Origin of the sequence: Microbacterium pullorum (assembly GCF_014836535.1) — a bacterium.
Lineage (GTDB): Bacteria > Actinomycetota > Actinomycetes > Actinomycetales > Microbacteriaceae > Microbacterium > Microbacterium pullorum.
This window is the reverse complement of sequence record NZ_JACSQP010000006.1, coordinates 102,195-116,952: the sequence shown is the minus strand read 5'-3', so window position 1 is coordinate 116,952 and position 14,758 is coordinate 102,195. Positions and strand designations below refer to the sequence as shown.

The window sequence follows — 14,758 nt, the reverse complement described above, 5'->3', positions numbered from 1 at the left end:
TCCCCGGGCAGGAAGGCCAGTGCGAGCCGCCGCACGCACCCGACGTCGCGCGCCCGGCAGGTCAAGAGCCACCCGATTGTCGGCGGTGGGGACGAAGATGAAGGGATGGCCGACGTGCTCGAACGTTTCGGTCCTGCCACGCAGGACTGGTTCCGTGGCGCCTTCCCCGCCCCCACGACCGCGCAGGTCGGCGCATGGGATGCCATCTCCCACGGCAAGCACGCCCTCGTGGTGGCCCCGACCGGCTCCGGCAAGACGCTCTCGGCGTTCCTCTGGGCCATCGACCGCATCTTCCACGAGAAGCGCCCGGCGGATGCCGCGCCCCCGCCGGCCCGCGGTCGCCGCCGTCGCGAACCGAACCCGGGCACGAGCGTGCTCTACGTGTCGCCGCTGAAGGCGCTGGGCGTCGACGTGGAGCGCAACCTCCGCTCGCCGCTCGTGGGCATCGGCCAGTCGGCGCGGCGTCTGGGCATCGCCGTCCCCGAGGTCACGGTGGGCGTGCGCTCGGGAGACACCCCCTCCGCCGACCGCCGCAAGCTGGTCGCCGACCCGCCCGACATCCTCATCACGACCCCCGAGTCGCTGTACCTCATGCTCACGAGCCAGGCCGGCGAGACTCTGCGCAATGTGCACACCGTGATCGTCGACGAGGTGCACGCGGTCGCCGCCACCAAGCGCGGCGCGCACCTGGCCGTGAGTCTCGAACGGCTCGAGGCGCTGCGGCAGGAGCACGCCGACGATGCCGCGGCCCTCGCTCCCGCGCAGCGCATCGGCCTGTCGGCCACCGTCCGTCCCATCGACGAGGTGGCCCGCTTCCTCGGCGGGTCGGCCCCCGTGGAGATCGTCGCGCCGCGGGCGACGAAGGCGTTCGACCTGTCGGTCGTGGTCCCCGTCGACGACATGCTCAACCCGCCGCCGCCCCCGGGTACGCCCGAGGCCGAGGCCGATGCCGACGAGTCCGACGCCGAGTCCGACGCCGCGTCCGACGGCGGCGGCGGCGACGACGGCGACTGGTTCGCACCGGCCGGCGGTGGCCGGCGCGGTGCCGACTCCTCACCCGAGGCGACCGGCTCGGTGTGGCCGCACGTGGAGGAGGCGATCGTCGATCGCATCCTCGCGCACCGTTCCACGATCGTCTTCTCCAACTCCCGCCGCCTGGCGGAGCGCCTGACCGGTCGGCTCAACGAGATCTACGCCGAGCGGCTCGGGCTCGATCTTCCCGACCCGGCGATCCCCGCCGCGATGATGGCGCAGGCCGGCGCCACCGCGGGCGCCGAACCCGTGCTCGCGAAGGCGCACCACGGATCGGTGTCGAAGGAGCAGCGGGCGCTCGTCGAAGACGAGCTGAAGTCGGGGGCGCTGCGCTGCGTCGTGGCGACCAGCTCGCTCGAGCTCGGCATCGACATGGGCGCGGTCGACCTCGTCATCCAGGTCGAGGCCCCGCCGTCGGCGGCCTCCGGCCTGCAGCGCGTCGGCCGTGCCGGACACCAGGTGGGCGAGGTGAGCCGCGCGGCGCTGTTCCCGAAGCACCGCGGCGATGTGCTGCACACCGCGGTCGTGACCGAGCGCATGCTGGCGGGTCAGATCGAGGCGATCGCGGTGCCGCAGAATCCGCTCGACATCCTCGCGCAGCAGACGGTCGCCGCCTGCGCCACCGGCCCCCTCGACGTGGAGGGCTGGTTCGACACCCTCCGCCGCAGCGCCCCGTTCCGCACCCTGCCCCGCTCGGCGTACGAGGCGACTCTCGACCTGCTGGCCGGACGCTTCCCCTCCGACGAGTTCGCGGAGCTGCGCCCCCGCATCGTCTGGGACCGCGACCACGGCACCCTCACCGGGCGTCCCGGCGCCCAGCGCATCGCCGTCACGAGCGGCGGCACCATCCCCGACCGCGGCCTGTTCGGCGTCTTCGTCGCGGGCGAGACCCGCAACGCCCGCGTCGGCGAGCTCGACGAGGAGATGGTCTACGAGTCGAGGGTGGGGGACGTGTTCACCCTCGGCACCACCAGCTGGCGCATCGTGGAGATCACCCACGACCGTGTCAACGTGCTGCCCGCGTTCGGGCAGCCGGGCAAGCTCCCGTTCTGGCACGGCGACGGCCTCGGCCGCCCCGCCGAACTCGGCGAGGCACTGGGCCGGTTCTCGCGCGAGGTGTCGACGGCGCCGCACGAGAAGGCGGTCGCGCGCCTGGCCGGATCGGGCCTCGACGACAACGCCATCGGCAATCTGCTCGGCTATCTCGCCGAGCAGCGGGAGGCGACGGGGAGCCTCCCGACCGACCGCACCCTCACGGTGGAGCGGGGCCGCGACGAGGTCGGCGACTGGCGCATCATCCTGCATTCCCCCTACGGCATGCACGTGCACGCCCCGTGGGCGCTGGCGGTGAACGCGCGCATCCGCGAGCGGCTGGGCGTCGAGGGCGCGGCCGTCGCGAGCGACGACGGCATCATCGCGCGGGTGCCCGATGCCGCGGCGGAACCGCCGGGGGCCGACCTGTTCGTGTTCGACCCCGACGAGCTCGAGCAGATCGTGACCGACGAGGTCGGCGGGTCGGCGCTGTTCGCCTCGCGCTTCCGCGAGTGCGCGGCCCGGGCACTGCTGCTGCCCCGCCTCAACCCCAACAGGCGCGCGCCGTTGTGGCAGCAGCGGCAGCGCTCGGCGCAGCTGCTGGAAGTCGCCCGCCGGCATCCGACCTTCCCGATCATCCTCGAGACGCTGCGCGAGGTGCTGCAGGACGTCTACGACCTGCCCGCGCTGCTGCGCATCGCCCGCTCCATCGGCGACCGCCGCATCCGCCTCGTCGAGACCGACACCGCCCAGCCGTCGCCGTACGCACGAGACCTGCTGTTCGGCTACGTCGGCGCGTTCATGTACGAGGGCGACTCGCCGCTGGCCGAACGGCGCGCCGCCGCCCTGTCGGTCGACCCGGCACTGCTGGCCGAGCTGCTCGGCAAGATCGAGATGCGGGAGCTGCTCGACCCCGAGGTCATCGCACAGTTCGAACGCGAAGCGCAGCGCCTCGACCCCGAGCGCCGTGCCCGCGGCCTGGAGGGCGTCGCCGACCTGCTGCGCCTGCTCGGTCCGCTCTCGGCCGACGAGGTCGCCGAGCGGCTCGACACCGACACCGACGCCCTCACCGAGGCGACGGTGCACCTGGACGCACTCGTGCTCACCCGCCGCGCGATCCGCGTGAGCATCGGCGGCGTGGAGCGGGTGGCGGCGATCGAGGATGCCGCGCGCCTGCGCGACGCCCTCGGCACGGCGCTGCCGGTGGGGCTGCCGACGGCGTTCCTCGAGCCCGTCGCCGATCCGCTCGCCGACCTCGTCGCCCGCCACGCCCGCACCCACGCTCCGTTCCGCGCCTCCGACGTCGCCACCCGCCTGGGTCTCGGACTCGCCGTCGCCCGCCAGGCGCTGCAGCGCCTGGAATCGCAGGGCCGCGTCACGAGCGGCTTCTTCCTGCCCGACCCCGGGTCCCGCGGCGCCACGGGCAGCGAGGCGGGAGCGGTCGACGAGGGCGAGTGGTGCGACACCGAGGTGCTGCGCCGGCTGCGCATGCGCTCCCTCGCCGCCATCCGCGGCAGCGTGGAGCCGGTCTCCCCCGAGGCGTACGCGCGGTTCCTGCCGATGTGGCAGCACGTCACGCGGCCGCTCGAGGGCATCGACGGTGTGGTCGCCGTCATCGAGCAGCTCGCAGGCGTCCCGATCCCCGCCAGCGCCTGGGAATCGCTCATCCTCCCGTCCCGCGTCCGCGATTACGTCCCCGGCATGCTCGACGAGCTGACCGCGACCGGCGAGGTGCTGTGGTCGGGGCACGGGTCGCTCCCCGGACGCGACGGCTGGATCGCGCTGCACGTCGCCGATGCCGCGCCGCTCACCCTGCAGCCGCCCGACGACGACCGCGCCGAGGCCCGCGAGACCGATCCCGACAGCGGCGACGGCATCGCCGCGCGCATCGTGGCCGCCCTCGCGGGGGGAGGCGCGTACTTCGCCGCACAGCTGCGCCAGCTGACCGAGGCCGAGAACGAGCAGTCGGTGATCGAGGCGCTGTGGGACCTCACCTGGCAGGGCCGCGTCACCAACGACACGTTCGCCCCCATCCGCACCCTCCTCGGCGGCGGGTCTCAGGCGCATCGCACCGCCCGACGCACGCCGCGCGCCCGGCTGTACCGCGGCACGGCGCTGCCCCGGCCGGGTGTCGCCCCACCCCGGCCGCCCGCGCTCGGCGGTCGCTGGTCGCTGCTGCCGTCCCCCGAGCCCGACGCCGCCGCCCGCGCGACCGCGACGGCGAGCCTGCTGCTGGACCGGTACGGGGTCGTCACCCGCGGCAGCGTGCAGGCCGAGGGCGTGCCCGGCGGGTTCGCGCAGACCTACCGCGTGCTCGCGGGCTTCGAAGAGGCGGGCCACTGCCGCCGCGGGTACGTCATCGAAAAGCTCGGCGCGGCGCAGTTCGCCGCCGCCGTGACGGTCGACAGACTGCGGGAGTTCGCGGGCCTGCCCGACCCGGCGCCGCTCCGGGCGGTGACCCTCGCCGCCACCGACCCGGCCAACCCGTACGGCGCGGCGCTGGCGTGGCCGGCGCTGGACGGCGTCTCGCATCGGCCGGGCCGCAAGGCCGGCGGGCTCGTCGTGATCGTCGACGGCGCGCTGACCCTCTACCTCGAACGCGGCGGCCGGTCGGCGCTGGCGTTCACCGATGACGAGCCGAGCCTGGCCGCGGCCACCGCCGATCTCGCCGCGACCGCCCGCGAGCGGCGGCTGGACACCCTCACGATCGAGCAGGTCAACGGCGAATTCGTCTACGGCACCGCGGTGGGCCGGGCCCTGCGTGCGGCCGGGTTCGTCGAGGCCACCCGCGGACTCACGCTGCGAAAACTCACGGCGGCGGCGGGCTACCGACAGGCGGCGGCGACGGATGCCTGAGGGCGACACCGTCTTCCGCACCGCGGCGCGCCTGCATGACGCCCTCGCGGGGCGGGTCATCACCCGGTTCGACATGAGGGTGCCCGGCAGCGCCACCGCCGACCTCCGCGGCGAGACGGTGACCGCGGTCGTCCCGCGCGGCAAGCACCTGCTGCTGCGTGCGGGAGCGGCGACCCTGCACTCCCACCTCAAGATGGAGGGCGAGTGGCAGGTGTATCCCGCCGGAGGCCGCTGGCGGCGCCCCGGACACACCGCGCGGGCGATCGTGGGCAACGACGTGTCGGATGCCGTGGGCTTCGACCTCGCGATGGTGGAGGTGCTCCCCACCATCGACGAGGACCGCATCGTGGGGCACCTCGGCCCCGACCCGCTCGGCCCCGATTGGGACCCGGCCGAGGCGGCGCGGCGCGTGGGTGCCGACGACCGGCCCGTGCACGTGGCACTGCTGGACCAGCGCAACATCGCCGGGCTCGGCAACGTGTACGCCAACGAGGTGCTGTTCGTGCGCGGCATCCGTCCCGACACCCCGGCGACCACGGTCGATGCCGTGGGCCTCGTCGACACCGCCGCACGCATGATCCGCACCAACCGCGACCGGCCGCGGCGCGTGTTCACCGGCGATGCCCGGCCGGGCCGGGGCATGTGGGTCTACGGCCGCGACCGGAAGCCGTGCCGGCGCTGCGGCACCCTGGTGCGGGCGGGGGTCGCGGGGGCGAACCCCCTGGCCGAGCGCAACGTCTTCTGGTGCCCCGTCTGCCAGCGCTGACCCGGCGCTCAACGCCCGATGTAGCGGCCCGGTCGGTGGTTGAGGGCGAGGACGAGGTTCAGCAGCACCGCGCCGAGTGCGCTGAGCAGCACGTTGGGCAGCGGCACGACCAGCAGCGCCGCCAGCACGACCGCCAGGTCGAAGATCATGAGCGTCCACCCGGCGCGGAAGCCGGTGGCATCCTGCACGATCAGGGCGATGATGTTGAACCCACCGAGGCTGCCGCCGTGGCGGAAGACGATGAGCAGACCCACGCCGGCCATGAGGTTGCCGGCCAGCGCACCGTAGACGGGGTTGAGCGCGGCGATCTGGAACAGGTTCTCGTGCACGACCGAGAACGCCGACACGAGCCCGATGGCGATGACGGTGCGCAGGGTGAACTCCCACCCGCGCTTCCACACCGCCAGCACCGCGAACGGCACGTTGATGAGCGCGAACAGCAGCGGGAACGGCCACCCGGTCGCGAAGCCCAGCAGGAGCGACAGCCCGGCGGTGCCGCCGGTGACGGCCTCGGACGCGTCGAGCAGATACAGGCCGAACGACGCGACGAAGGTGCCCGTCAGCATGCCGAGCACGTCCTCGGCGACGCTGTGCTCGGTGGCCTTCTTGTCGAAGACGAGCGAGGGTCCGGTCTCGGTCACCACACCATTCTCCCAGGCTGGTGGGAAAGGGAATGGATGCCGGTACGGCGACGTTGTCCCTAATCCGACGCCACACGTGTCGCAGGAGGAGATCTTGGGTAAGAACTACGTCGACATCGAGAACGACCGCGGCGAGACGCTGCGTTACCGCAAGCACGTCAACGGGCGCGGCCTGATCGCGCACGGGGCGAAGGTGCACGCCAGCGCCCTGGTCGAAGCGGGAGCGTATGTCGAACCCGGAGCCGAGGTCGCCGCGGGTGTGCGCATCCGCCGTGGCGCGTGGATCGAACCCCACGCGGTGATCGGCCCCGACGTCGAGATCGCCGAGCTCGCCCACGTGGGGTCGGGCGCCGCGATCGGCGCCGGCGCGAAGATCGGCATCCGCACCACGGTGGGCGCCCACGCACGGGTCGCCGGCGGCGCACTCATCGGCGACAACGAGATCGTCGCCGACGGCGAACGCGTCGCGACCGACCGCCGGGGCCTGCGCCTCGCCGCGTAGCCTCGGCCGTACCGTCGCCCGGGCGGGGACCATGCCGCGCGGGTACGCTCGGGACATGGCGAAAAGCGGAGCACCCCGACCCGGTCCCCGTCGCCAGGGCAACCGGCCCCTCAAAGCGAACGCGGCGAAGAAGAAGACCCCGCGCCCGCCCCGCGCCACCGCGCCGGTCGCACCCACGCCTGCGCCGCCGCCCGGACCGTTCCGTCTCGGGGTGATCCCCGGCGCGACGCCGGGCAAATGGATCGACCTGTGGCAGCAGCGCATGCCGCACACCCCCCTGGAGCTCGTGCCGCTGCTGGTGGCCGACCAGCGGGCTGCCCTGGACGCGGCATCGGTCGACGCCGCGATCGTGCGCCGGCCCATCGATGCCGAGGGCCTGCACGTCATCCCGCTCTACGACGAGGTGCCGGTGGTGGTGTGCGACGCCGAATCGCATCTCACCGCCGCCGAGGACCTCACCCTGGCCGACCTCGCGGGCGAGATCGTCATCACCCCGCTCGACGACGTGCTGCACATCGACGTGCCGGGTGCCGTCATCCCTGACTTCACACCCCCCGACGACGCCGGGCAGGCCATCGAGACGGTCGCGGCGGGCGTCGGCATCGTGATCGTGCCGATGTCCCTCGCGCGCCTGCATCAGCGCCGCGACGTCGCGTACCGTCCGCTGCGCGACGGCCCCCTCTCCCCCGTCGCCCTGGCATGGCCGGTCGAGGCCACCACCGAGCTCGTCGAGACGTTCGTCGGCATCGTGCGCGGCCGCACCGCCCACTCCTCCCGCGGCTGACCCGCGCGCGGGCAGCCGGAACCGGCGGAGCCCCCCGGTCCGCCGGTTCCGGGGACCGAGAGCCCCCAGGCCAGTCAGTCCCGCGTGAAACGACGGGTCATCGGCGCCCCAGCATCCGCTGACGATCGCGATGACCCGGTGGGATCCCTGCTGTTCACCGCTGTGTCGTTCCATTGATCAAGAGCAGCGCCCACCGCCCCTGATACATCTCAGATGAAAGATCTTTCAGAAACCCGATCCGTGGCATTGGAACGGCGCGCGGATGCCGGTGCGCTCGGCTGCCGCGGCGAGTGCATCCGCCGCCGGCGCGCCCACCGCGAGCCCTTCGTGCATCGCCGACAACAGCTCGCCGGCCTCGTCGTCGGCGACGACCACCGGCGCCGCGACGACGCACCGCACGCCGGCGTGCAGCCACGCCCGCGTCATGCCCACCGCTTCTTCCCCCCACCGCACCGATGAGCGGCCCACTTCGCACGCCGAGAGCACGACGACCGACGGCACGCGGTGCATGCGGTCGATGTCGTAACCGAACAGCGCACCGTCGGCGAGTTCGAGGCCGGAGAAGAGCGGGTTGTCGACGGCATGCCGGCCGTGCGCAGCGACGTGCAGCAGATCGACGTCGCTCGCGAGGTCGGCGACGGCATCGACCCTCGCGTGCGGGTCGGACAGCACCCGAGCGTCCGCCCAGTGCGCGGCGGCCCGGCGCACCTCCTCCTCGCCGCGTGCGACGCGGGGACCCACGGCGAACCCGCACGCGGTCACCGTCACCGGGGCGCCGCGCTCGCGCACCCAGCGGGATGCCGAGGGCGCGAGGGTCGACGAACGCCCCCGCATGCCGGGCAGCATGCTCCACGGCACCCCCGTGAGCACCCCCGGCACCGTGATGACGATGCGCCGCGCCGCGGTGGCCTGCAGCGGCGGGTCGACGAGCGCCCGCGAGAGGGCGTCGAGCCGGGTGGCGAGCGCGTGTGCGACCACGCCGGCAAGCGGTCCGGTGCGCACCGTCGCCGCCATCTCGAGGTCGGCGCGCAGCCCCGGCAGTTCGTCGCGCGCCGCCGCCCACCCCGGCAGCTCCACGATGCGGGCGTCGTCCCGGGTGGCGACCAGGCACGCCAGCCCGTGCGGGCCGAACACGTACGACAGCAGCGCCGTGTCGGCATCCAGTGCCTCGTGCACCGCCGCGAGGTCATGACGCCGCTCGTGTCGGGCAGCGCCCGTGGCTGACCACTGCCGCTGTCGCACGCGCTCGCCGAGCGCCGCCGCCCGGGGGTCTGCCATCCACTGTCCCGCCGGCAGGTCCAGGCGCAGCCGCCGCAGTTCGGCGAGGTCCGCGGCCTGCTCTGGATCGGGCGGCGGGCGCAGCGGCACGACGTGCTGGCTGAGGTGTCGGGCACGCTCGGACCACTCGAACACCGCGTCGGGCCGCCCCGAGCGCACCGCGGCCCCGATGCCCGCCAGCACGAGTCCGCTGCCGTGCATCGCCGCCGAAGCCTGCAGGTCGATGCTGCCGAACGACCCGCGCCACGCGATCAGCTCGTCCAGTCCCCGCCCCGCGTGCCGTCGCGCCTCGCGTTCGCGCCCCGCGACCGCGGCACGTGTCGCGCGCACCTCGTGGGCCAGCAGCCGCACCTCCAGCGGCGCACCCGCGGCCACCCGCACCCGCTCGGTCGGGGCTCCGCGGCGCGCCCGCCACAGCTGGTGTGTCAGCCGCACCGCGTCGGCGTCGCCGGTCATCCGGTGGCGGCGCAGCTCCCCGGCGGTCGCGGCGACGGCGGCCGGCGACGGCGGGCGGCCGACACCGGCCACCGGCAGCCCGTGGCGGTCGATCGCGCCCCCGGCCAACAGGGCACGCAGCCGCACCCCGTCGGCGCGCGCGGCCCAGCTCGCGGCGCCGAGCGCGCGGAAGCGCCGGGCGGCGGATGCCGCCGTGCGCGCGGCGCGGCGCGGGTCGTGCACGAGCTGCGAGCGCGCCAGCTGGAACTCGGCCTCGGCACGGGGCTGCGGCATGCGGTGCGCGCCGAAGACGCGCGCGGCGGCGGCCAGCAGTCGCTCGCCCTGCGTCACCAGACCCGCATCGCGCAGCACCTCGGCCATGTCGATGTCGCTGACCGCCGCGTTGACCGGTGATGCCGCGGCGATCGGACCGCGGGCGGCCGACATCTCTGCCATCGCCTCCACGATGTCGCCGCGCAGCAGTGCGACGTAGCCGAGGTTATGCCGCGCCTGGGCGACGTCCAGCGCCGTGCCGACACGCCCGTACTGCTCGGCCGCATCGCGCAGGTCGTGATCGGCCCCGTCCAGGAGCCCCAGGTACATGCGAGCGAGGGCCCGGTTCATCCGCATGTTCGCCAGCTCGGTGTGTTCGACGGTGTCGTCGATCGCGCTGGTGAGCAGGGATTCGGCCTCGGCGAAGCGACCGCCGTACATCGCGAGCATGCCCAGCTGGCCGGTGAGCACCGCGGTCGTCGCGACGGTGATCCCGTCGATACGCAGCGCGGCGCGGCAGGTGCGCTCCGCCCCGACCGGGTCACCCGTGCGCTCGAGGATGTGCGCGCGGGTGCCCTCGATGCGCGCATGCAGGTCGGGATCGTCGGTCAGCAGGTCGGCGCGCTGCAGCGCGCGGCGCGCGTCGGGGTAGCGTCCGTGCGCGCAGAGGTCCACCGCACGCGCGTGCAGTGCCGCCGCAGAGAGCCCCATCCCCACATTCTGTCGAGCGGCCTGCGTCGGCGCGACCGCCGGGTCAGGCGCGCAGCGTTGCGGTGAGGGTGTCCTGCTGCTCGGCGAGGGTCCCCGTCAGCACACCCGACCTGGCCGCGATGTCGCCGGCGAGACCGCCGTCGGCGAGGCCCGCCACGAGCGACCGGGCGAGAAGTCCCGCCACGTACGGGGCGGCGAACGAGGTGCCGCTCCACAGTGCGAAGCCGCCGCGCAGGTCATCGGGGTCGAGCGATTCGCGCCTGAGGCCCAGCCGGTCGTCGCGGGTGCCCGGCTGCACGCCGCCCTGGTACGCCGGGGTGCAGCTGAGCACACTCACCCCCGGTGCGTAGAGGTGCACCCAGGAGCCGATGTTGCTGAACAGCGCCACCGAGCGGTGCGACGGGTTGGCCGCCCCCACCGCGACGTGCGGTGCGGCGTCATCGGGGTCGTCCACGGTGAAGTCGGCTCCCGGCCACTGCCACAGTGCCGCGGGGAACGCGGGCCGGTCGGTGGCGTCGTTGCCGGCCGAGCACACCACGGCGCAGCCGTGACGGCGGGCCGCGGCGAGGTAGACGTTCAGCGTCTGATCGAAGTACCCGTCCTCGGGGGTCTCGTGGTAATACCCGAGCGAGAAGTTCAGCACGTCCACCGCGCGCCCCTCGCCGCCGGTCGCGTGCAGCACGATCTGTTCGACGAGCCGGCGCACGGCTTCGAGCATCTCGCTCTCCCAGACGATGCCCGCGCCGTCCGAGACGCGCACCGCGATGAGGTCGGCGTCGGGGCAGGTCTGGCGGATGACCCCGGCGATGAAGGTCCCGTGGCCCGCCGCGTCATCGATGAACCCGTCGTACGGGCCTTCCAGGTCGCCGTGCACCTCCGGGTCGGTGGCGGGGTCGAAGAAGCCGATGTGGCCCGAGGGACACTGCGGCTCGCGGTCGACGACATCCGCCGGCAGCCATGCGTGAGGCCCGCACCCGGTGTCGAAGAACGCGACGACCGGACGCCGCCCGCCGTCGACGGGGTCGGGCCCGCGCACCGGCGCGGGGCCGAAGTAGGTCGCCACCTGGCGTCCGCCGCTGCCGGGTTCGGCGTAGCCGCCGAGACCGGGCACATTGGTGCGCCCGAACGGGTTCGTCCGCCCGAACGGATTGGTGCGGCCGAAGGGGTTGGTGCGGCCGAACGGGTTGAGGTCGATGTCGTCCACCTCGATGACGTGATCGAGCCCCACCCCTTCGAGCGACGTGCCGGTGCGCTGACGGGTGCGGCGCAGCAGCAGCCACGCGTCCACCTCGGGCACGGGCTCCGCCGTGCGGCTGCGCTCGGCCGGCTGGATGTCGACGCGGTACACGCGCGGCAGGTCGAGCTTCTCCGGCAGCGGTGGCTTCTGGTCCGGTCGGGGTCGCTCGACGCGCCAGCCGAATTCCGAGGCGGCGTCCGACAGGGCCCCGAGCACGCGCTCCAGGGGACCGGCCAGAGTCGATACGAGCAGGTGATCGGGCACGTACCGCGTCGGGTAGGGACGCACCGGGTCGGCCGTGGCCGCCTCGAACTGCAGCGGCACGCCCTGGCGCTGCGTGCGGTTCCAGCGGTGGCGCCAATCCTGCCTGTGGGGCCGCTCGGCCGGGATGTCGTTGCTCATGGCTCTCCTTCGCGAGGCCGGTGGGGCGCAGGACGCGCTAGATCTCGAAGCGCGGCGTCGTGAGAGCGGCCGCCCCGTCGGGTGCCGCGCCCGCCAGCACGACGCGCAGCCGCAGTACTCCTGCCGGCACGTCGGCGAACGCGAAACGGCCGTGCTGCACCGCGACGGCGCTCTCGTCGGCGTCGTCGCGCAGCAGCACGACCTCCGTCGCGGCCGCATCGACCCACCCGTCGATGCGGCGTCCGCCGGACTCGTTCTCGGTCGTGTGGATGAGCACGCTGCTCGTGCCGTCGCTGAACTGCAGCGTCAGCATCTCGGCGTCGCCGCGCAGCGCAGCGTGAGCCTCGCCCTCGACGAGGGACAGCAGCGCGTACTCCCGTGACAGGTCGGCGGCCGCGACCACGGCGACCATGCGGTCGACGAGGTCCGTCGGCACCGGATCGACCTGCTCCCACGTCTGCCGCAGTGCCCGGAACAGGGCGGCGTCGGATGCGGCGTCGTCAGCGGCCATTGTCGTCTCCCACCCAGCCGGACGCCTGCAGCGAGGCGCGCAGCTTGCTCAGGCAGCGTCGCCGGGTCGGCCCGATGGAACCGACCGGCATGTGCAGTTCCCCGGCGAGCCGGGCGTAGTCGGGGCGTTCCTCGAAGGCGACGGTGCGCAGCAGCAGTCGGCACCGTTCGTCGAGATCGCCGATGGCCGCCCACAGGGTGCGATCACGGGCACCGACCTCGGCGGTGTGCGCCGCGGCATCCTGCGCCGGCAGGTGGGGCTCGAGGTCGACGGTGTCGGTGGGGGTGACGCGACGATGCTCCTTGCCCACCCGCCACGCCTCCCGGCGCGCGCACGTGATGAGCCAGCCCGAGATGGCGCGCTCGTCGGAGATCGACGCGTGCCTGCGCACGAGGGTCAGCCACGTGGTCTGCACGACGTCTTCGACCAGTGCCCGCTCCAGGCCGTACGCCCGCACGACGTGCCACAGCACGGGGGTCATCAGACGCACCAGATCGTCCATCGCCCTGCTGTCACCGCGTCGCCAGCGGCCGAAGTCGGCGGCGGCCTGCTGCCAGCGGGAGGGGGGCGCGCCGGGCTCGACGCCCAGGCCCTCCGATCTGTCGCGGAAGGCCGGTTCGGGTTCGGTCATGACGCCCATTGTGGCCATACCTGTGAAGAGTCGGCTAGAGCGGATCTGATACCCCGCCCCGTACAATCGCGCCATGCCTCCCCTTGTGTACGTGTGCGTGCGACCGCAGGCGGGTGCCGCCGCCGGCGAGTACGAGTCCTTCCGCGCAGCCATGCGCCGCGACGACCTGGCGCAGCTGGACCTCGTGCGTGATCCGCTCCCCGACGACGCATTCGACCGCTTCGCGGGCTTCGTCGTGGGCGGCAGCCCGTTCAACGTCGCCGACCCCGAGTCGACCAAGACCGACGTGCAACGCCGCATCGAGGCCGACCTCGAACGCATCGCCGCCCGCGCGGCCGACGGCACGACGGCGGGCATGTTCACCTGTTACAGCATCGGTGTCGTCACGCGCATGCTCGGCGGCGAGGTGACGCGGGCCCACCCCGAAGACACCGGCCCCACGACCATCTCACTCACCGACGCCGCGGGCACCGACCCCGTCTTCGGCGGGCTCGCCAACCGGTTCACGGCGCTCACCGCCCACAAGGAGGGCGCCGCTGCCGCACCGCCGGGAGCGACACTGCTCGCCACGAACGCGGCGTGCCCGGTGCAGGCGTACCGCGTGGGCGACCGGCTGTACGCCACCCAGTTCCATCCCGAGCCCACCGGCCGCGCGTTCACCGAGCGCATGGCGATCTACCGCGACGACGGCTACTTCGACGCCCGCGACTACGACCGCATCGCGGCGCGCGTGCTGGCGGCATCGCTCACCGAGCCCGCACGTCTGCTGCACGCCTTCTCGCGCCAGGTCGAGCGCTGAGACGGCCCGTCGGCGCTCAGGTGCGGTTGCGGGCGAAGCGCACCGCCGTGACGATGACGGGCACCAGCACCACGATCGCCGCGGCGATCCACGCCGCGATCGCGATCGGCATGCTCGCCGGCTCGCCGGCCGCCCGTCCCACACCGATCCACACCAGGCCCCAGCCCATCGCGAGGCCGGGCGCGATACGACCGCCGCTGGCGAGCGCCAGGCCGGCGCCGACGAGGGCGACGACGACGATCACCGCGATCGCGGCGGCATCCGCCGCCTGAGCCCACTCGGCCGGCGCGATCTGGGTGAGCCATGCGGTGCTGTTGGCGACGGTCGCCAGCGCCACCCACCCCAGGTGCAGCCCCACGGTGATGTCGGTGAACAGCGCCTGCCGCACGCCGTGCGGGGGGTTCTGCACCGCCAGGTGGAGCGTCCATCCCAGGGTGACCAGCAGCAGCACGATGACGATCACCGTCACCGGCAGCGTCGTGAACTGCGCCGACACCAGCCACAGGCCGTTGAGCACCGCGGTCGCCGCGATCCACCAGCCCAGCACCCGCTGACGTGCGTCGGCGCGCTGCGACGGCAGCGCCTGCCACACGGCGTAGGCCACCATCAGCACGTAGATGACGGTCCAGATGGAGAACGCCTGGGTCGCCGGCGCCAGATACGAACCCGACGCCGACAGCGCGCCGTCCTGCAGATCCTGCACGGGGGTGCCCCCGAGGGCGCCGACACCGACCACGGCGGCGATCAGCATGAAGGAGACGGCGCTGATCACCCCGATCTGGCGCACGATGTCGGTGGAACGGGCGGTCGTGGGATGGGCGGTCGCAGCCTGGGCGCTCATGCCCCCCACCGTAGACGCCTACTCCGG

At 73.7% G+C, this 14,758-nt stretch carries 11 protein-coding genes; 5 read left to right on the top strand and 6 right to left on the bottom strand.

Annotated elements, in window-relative coordinates; genetic code table 11:
• The first annotated feature begins 105 nt into the window (after positions 1 to 105).
• Together H9651_RS11230 and H9651_RS11225 are read left to right on the top strand one after the other, a co-directional pair.
• Positions 106 to 4,920 (top strand): ATP-dependent helicase, encoded by a 4,815-nt coding sequence (locus H9651_RS11230; RefSeq protein WP_191719413.1) that lies wholly within the window; start codon positions 106 to 108, stop codon positions 4,918 to 4,920.
• Positions 4,913 to 5,686, top strand: coding sequence for an Fpg/Nei family DNA glycosylase (locus tag H9651_RS11225; protein ID WP_191719412.1), 774 nt, complete (start codon positions 4,913 to 4,915; stop codon positions 5,684 to 5,686). Before H9651_RS11230 ends, H9651_RS11225 begins: the two co-directional genes overlap by 8 nt.
• A gap of 8 nt (positions 5,687 to 5,694) precedes the next feature.
• On the opposite strand, the gene H9651_RS11220 is transcribed toward H9651_RS11225, so the two are convergent.
• The gene (locus H9651_RS11220) at positions 5,695 to 6,327 is read right to left on the bottom strand and encodes a YitT family protein (protein WP_318244852.1); all 633 of its coding nucleotides are present in this window, start codon (positions 6,325 to 6,327) and stop codon (positions 5,695 to 5,697) included.
• 94 nt (positions 6,328 to 6,421) lie between these two features.
• On the opposite strand from H9651_RS11220, the gene H9651_RS11215 reads away from it, so the two are divergent.
• On the top strand, positions 6,422 to 6,829 hold the full coding sequence (locus tag H9651_RS11215; protein WP_191719411.1) for a transferase: 408 nt from the start codon (positions 6,422 to 6,424) through the stop codon (positions 6,827 to 6,829).
• A 55-nt stretch (positions 6,830 to 6,884) separates the two neighbouring features.
• Complete coding sequence (locus tag H9651_RS11210) at positions 6,885 to 7,613, top strand: LysR family substrate-binding domain-containing protein (protein WP_191719410.1); 729 nt, start codon at positions 6,885 to 6,887, stop codon at positions 7,611 to 7,613.
• Positions 7,614 to 7,838: 225 nt separating this feature from the next.
• On the opposite strand, the gene H9651_RS11205 is transcribed toward H9651_RS11210, so the two are convergent.
• From H9651_RS11205 to H9651_RS11190, 4 genes are read right to left on the bottom strand one after another with little or no spacing between them, the layout of a single operon-like run.
• A complete protein-coding gene (locus tag H9651_RS11205) occupies positions 7,839 to 10,310 on the bottom strand; it encodes a CHAT domain-containing protein (protein ID WP_191719409.1) in 2,472 nt (823 codons plus the stop codon).
• Positions 10,311 to 10,353: 43 nt separating this feature from the next.
• Entirely contained in the window at positions 10,354 to 11,949 is a 1,596-nt protein-coding gene (locus tag H9651_RS11200; RefSeq protein WP_191719408.1) for a S8 family peptidase, read from the bottom strand.
• 37 nt (positions 11,950 to 11,986) lie between these two features.
• Positions 11,987 to 12,460 carry a hypothetical protein gene (locus H9651_RS11195; protein ID WP_191719407.1) on the bottom strand — a complete coding sequence of 158 codons (474 nt, stop codon included), beginning with the start codon at positions 12,458 to 12,460 and terminating at the stop codon, positions 11,987 to 11,989.
• Positions 12,450 to 13,091, bottom strand: a complete 642-nt coding sequence (locus H9651_RS11190; RefSeq protein WP_191719406.1) for an RNA polymerase sigma factor — start codon at positions 13,089 to 13,091, stop codon at positions 12,450 to 12,452. The genes H9651_RS11195 and H9651_RS11190 overlap by 11 nt, the downstream gene beginning before the upstream one ends.
• Positions 13,092 to 13,164: 73 nt before the next feature.
• On the opposite strand from H9651_RS11190, the gene H9651_RS11185 reads away from it, so the two are divergent.
• Complete coding sequence (locus H9651_RS11185) at positions 13,165 to 13,890, top strand: glutamine amidotransferase-related protein (protein WP_191719405.1); 726 nt, start codon at positions 13,165 to 13,167, stop codon at positions 13,888 to 13,890.
• A 16-nt stretch (positions 13,891 to 13,906) separates the two neighbouring features.
• Here the strand turns inward: H9651_RS11185 and H9651_RS11180 are convergent, their stop codons facing one another.
• Entirely contained in the window at positions 13,907 to 14,731 is an 825-nt protein-coding gene (locus tag H9651_RS11180; protein WP_191719404.1) for a tryptophan-rich sensory protein, read from the bottom strand.
• Positions 14,732 to 14,758 lie beyond the last annotated feature (27 nt).

What these genes read in the sequence shown, in the direction of transcription:
- H9651_RS11200 (WP_191719408.1), bottom strand. Translation starts at nt 11,949, where the DNA reads ATGAGCAACGACATCCCGGCCGAGCGGCCCCACAGGCAGGATTGGCGC.
- H9651_RS11230 (WP_191719413.1), top strand. Translation starts at nt 106, where the DNA reads ATGGCCGACGTGCTCGAACGTTTCGGTCCTGCCACGCAGGACTGGTTC.
- H9651_RS11185 (WP_191719405.1), top strand. Translation starts at nt 13,165, where the DNA reads ATGCCTCCCCTTGTGTACGTGTGCGTGCGACCGCAGGCGGGTGCCGCC.
- H9651_RS11195 (WP_191719407.1), bottom strand. Translation starts at nt 12,460, where the DNA reads ATGGCCGCTGACGACGCCGCATCCGACGCCGCCCTGTTCCGGGCACTG.
- H9651_RS11190 (WP_191719406.1), bottom strand. Translation starts at nt 13,091, where the DNA reads ATGACCGAACCCGAACCGGCCTTCCGCGACAGATCGGAGGGCCTGGGC.
- H9651_RS11205 (WP_191719409.1), bottom strand. Translation starts at nt 10,310, where the DNA reads ATGGGGCTCTCTGCGGCGGCACTGCACGCGCGTGCGGTGGACCTCTGC.
- H9651_RS11225 (WP_191719412.1), top strand. Translation starts at nt 4,913, where the DNA reads ATGCCTGAGGGCGACACCGTCTTCCGCACCGCGGCGCGCCTGCATGAC.
- H9651_RS11180 (WP_191719404.1), bottom strand. Translation starts at nt 14,731, where the DNA reads ATGAGCGCCCAGGCTGCGACCGCCCATCCCACGACCGCCCGTTCCACC.
- H9651_RS11210 (WP_191719410.1), top strand. Translation starts at nt 6,885, where the DNA reads ATGGCGAAAAGCGGAGCACCCCGACCCGGTCCCCGTCGCCAGGGCAAC.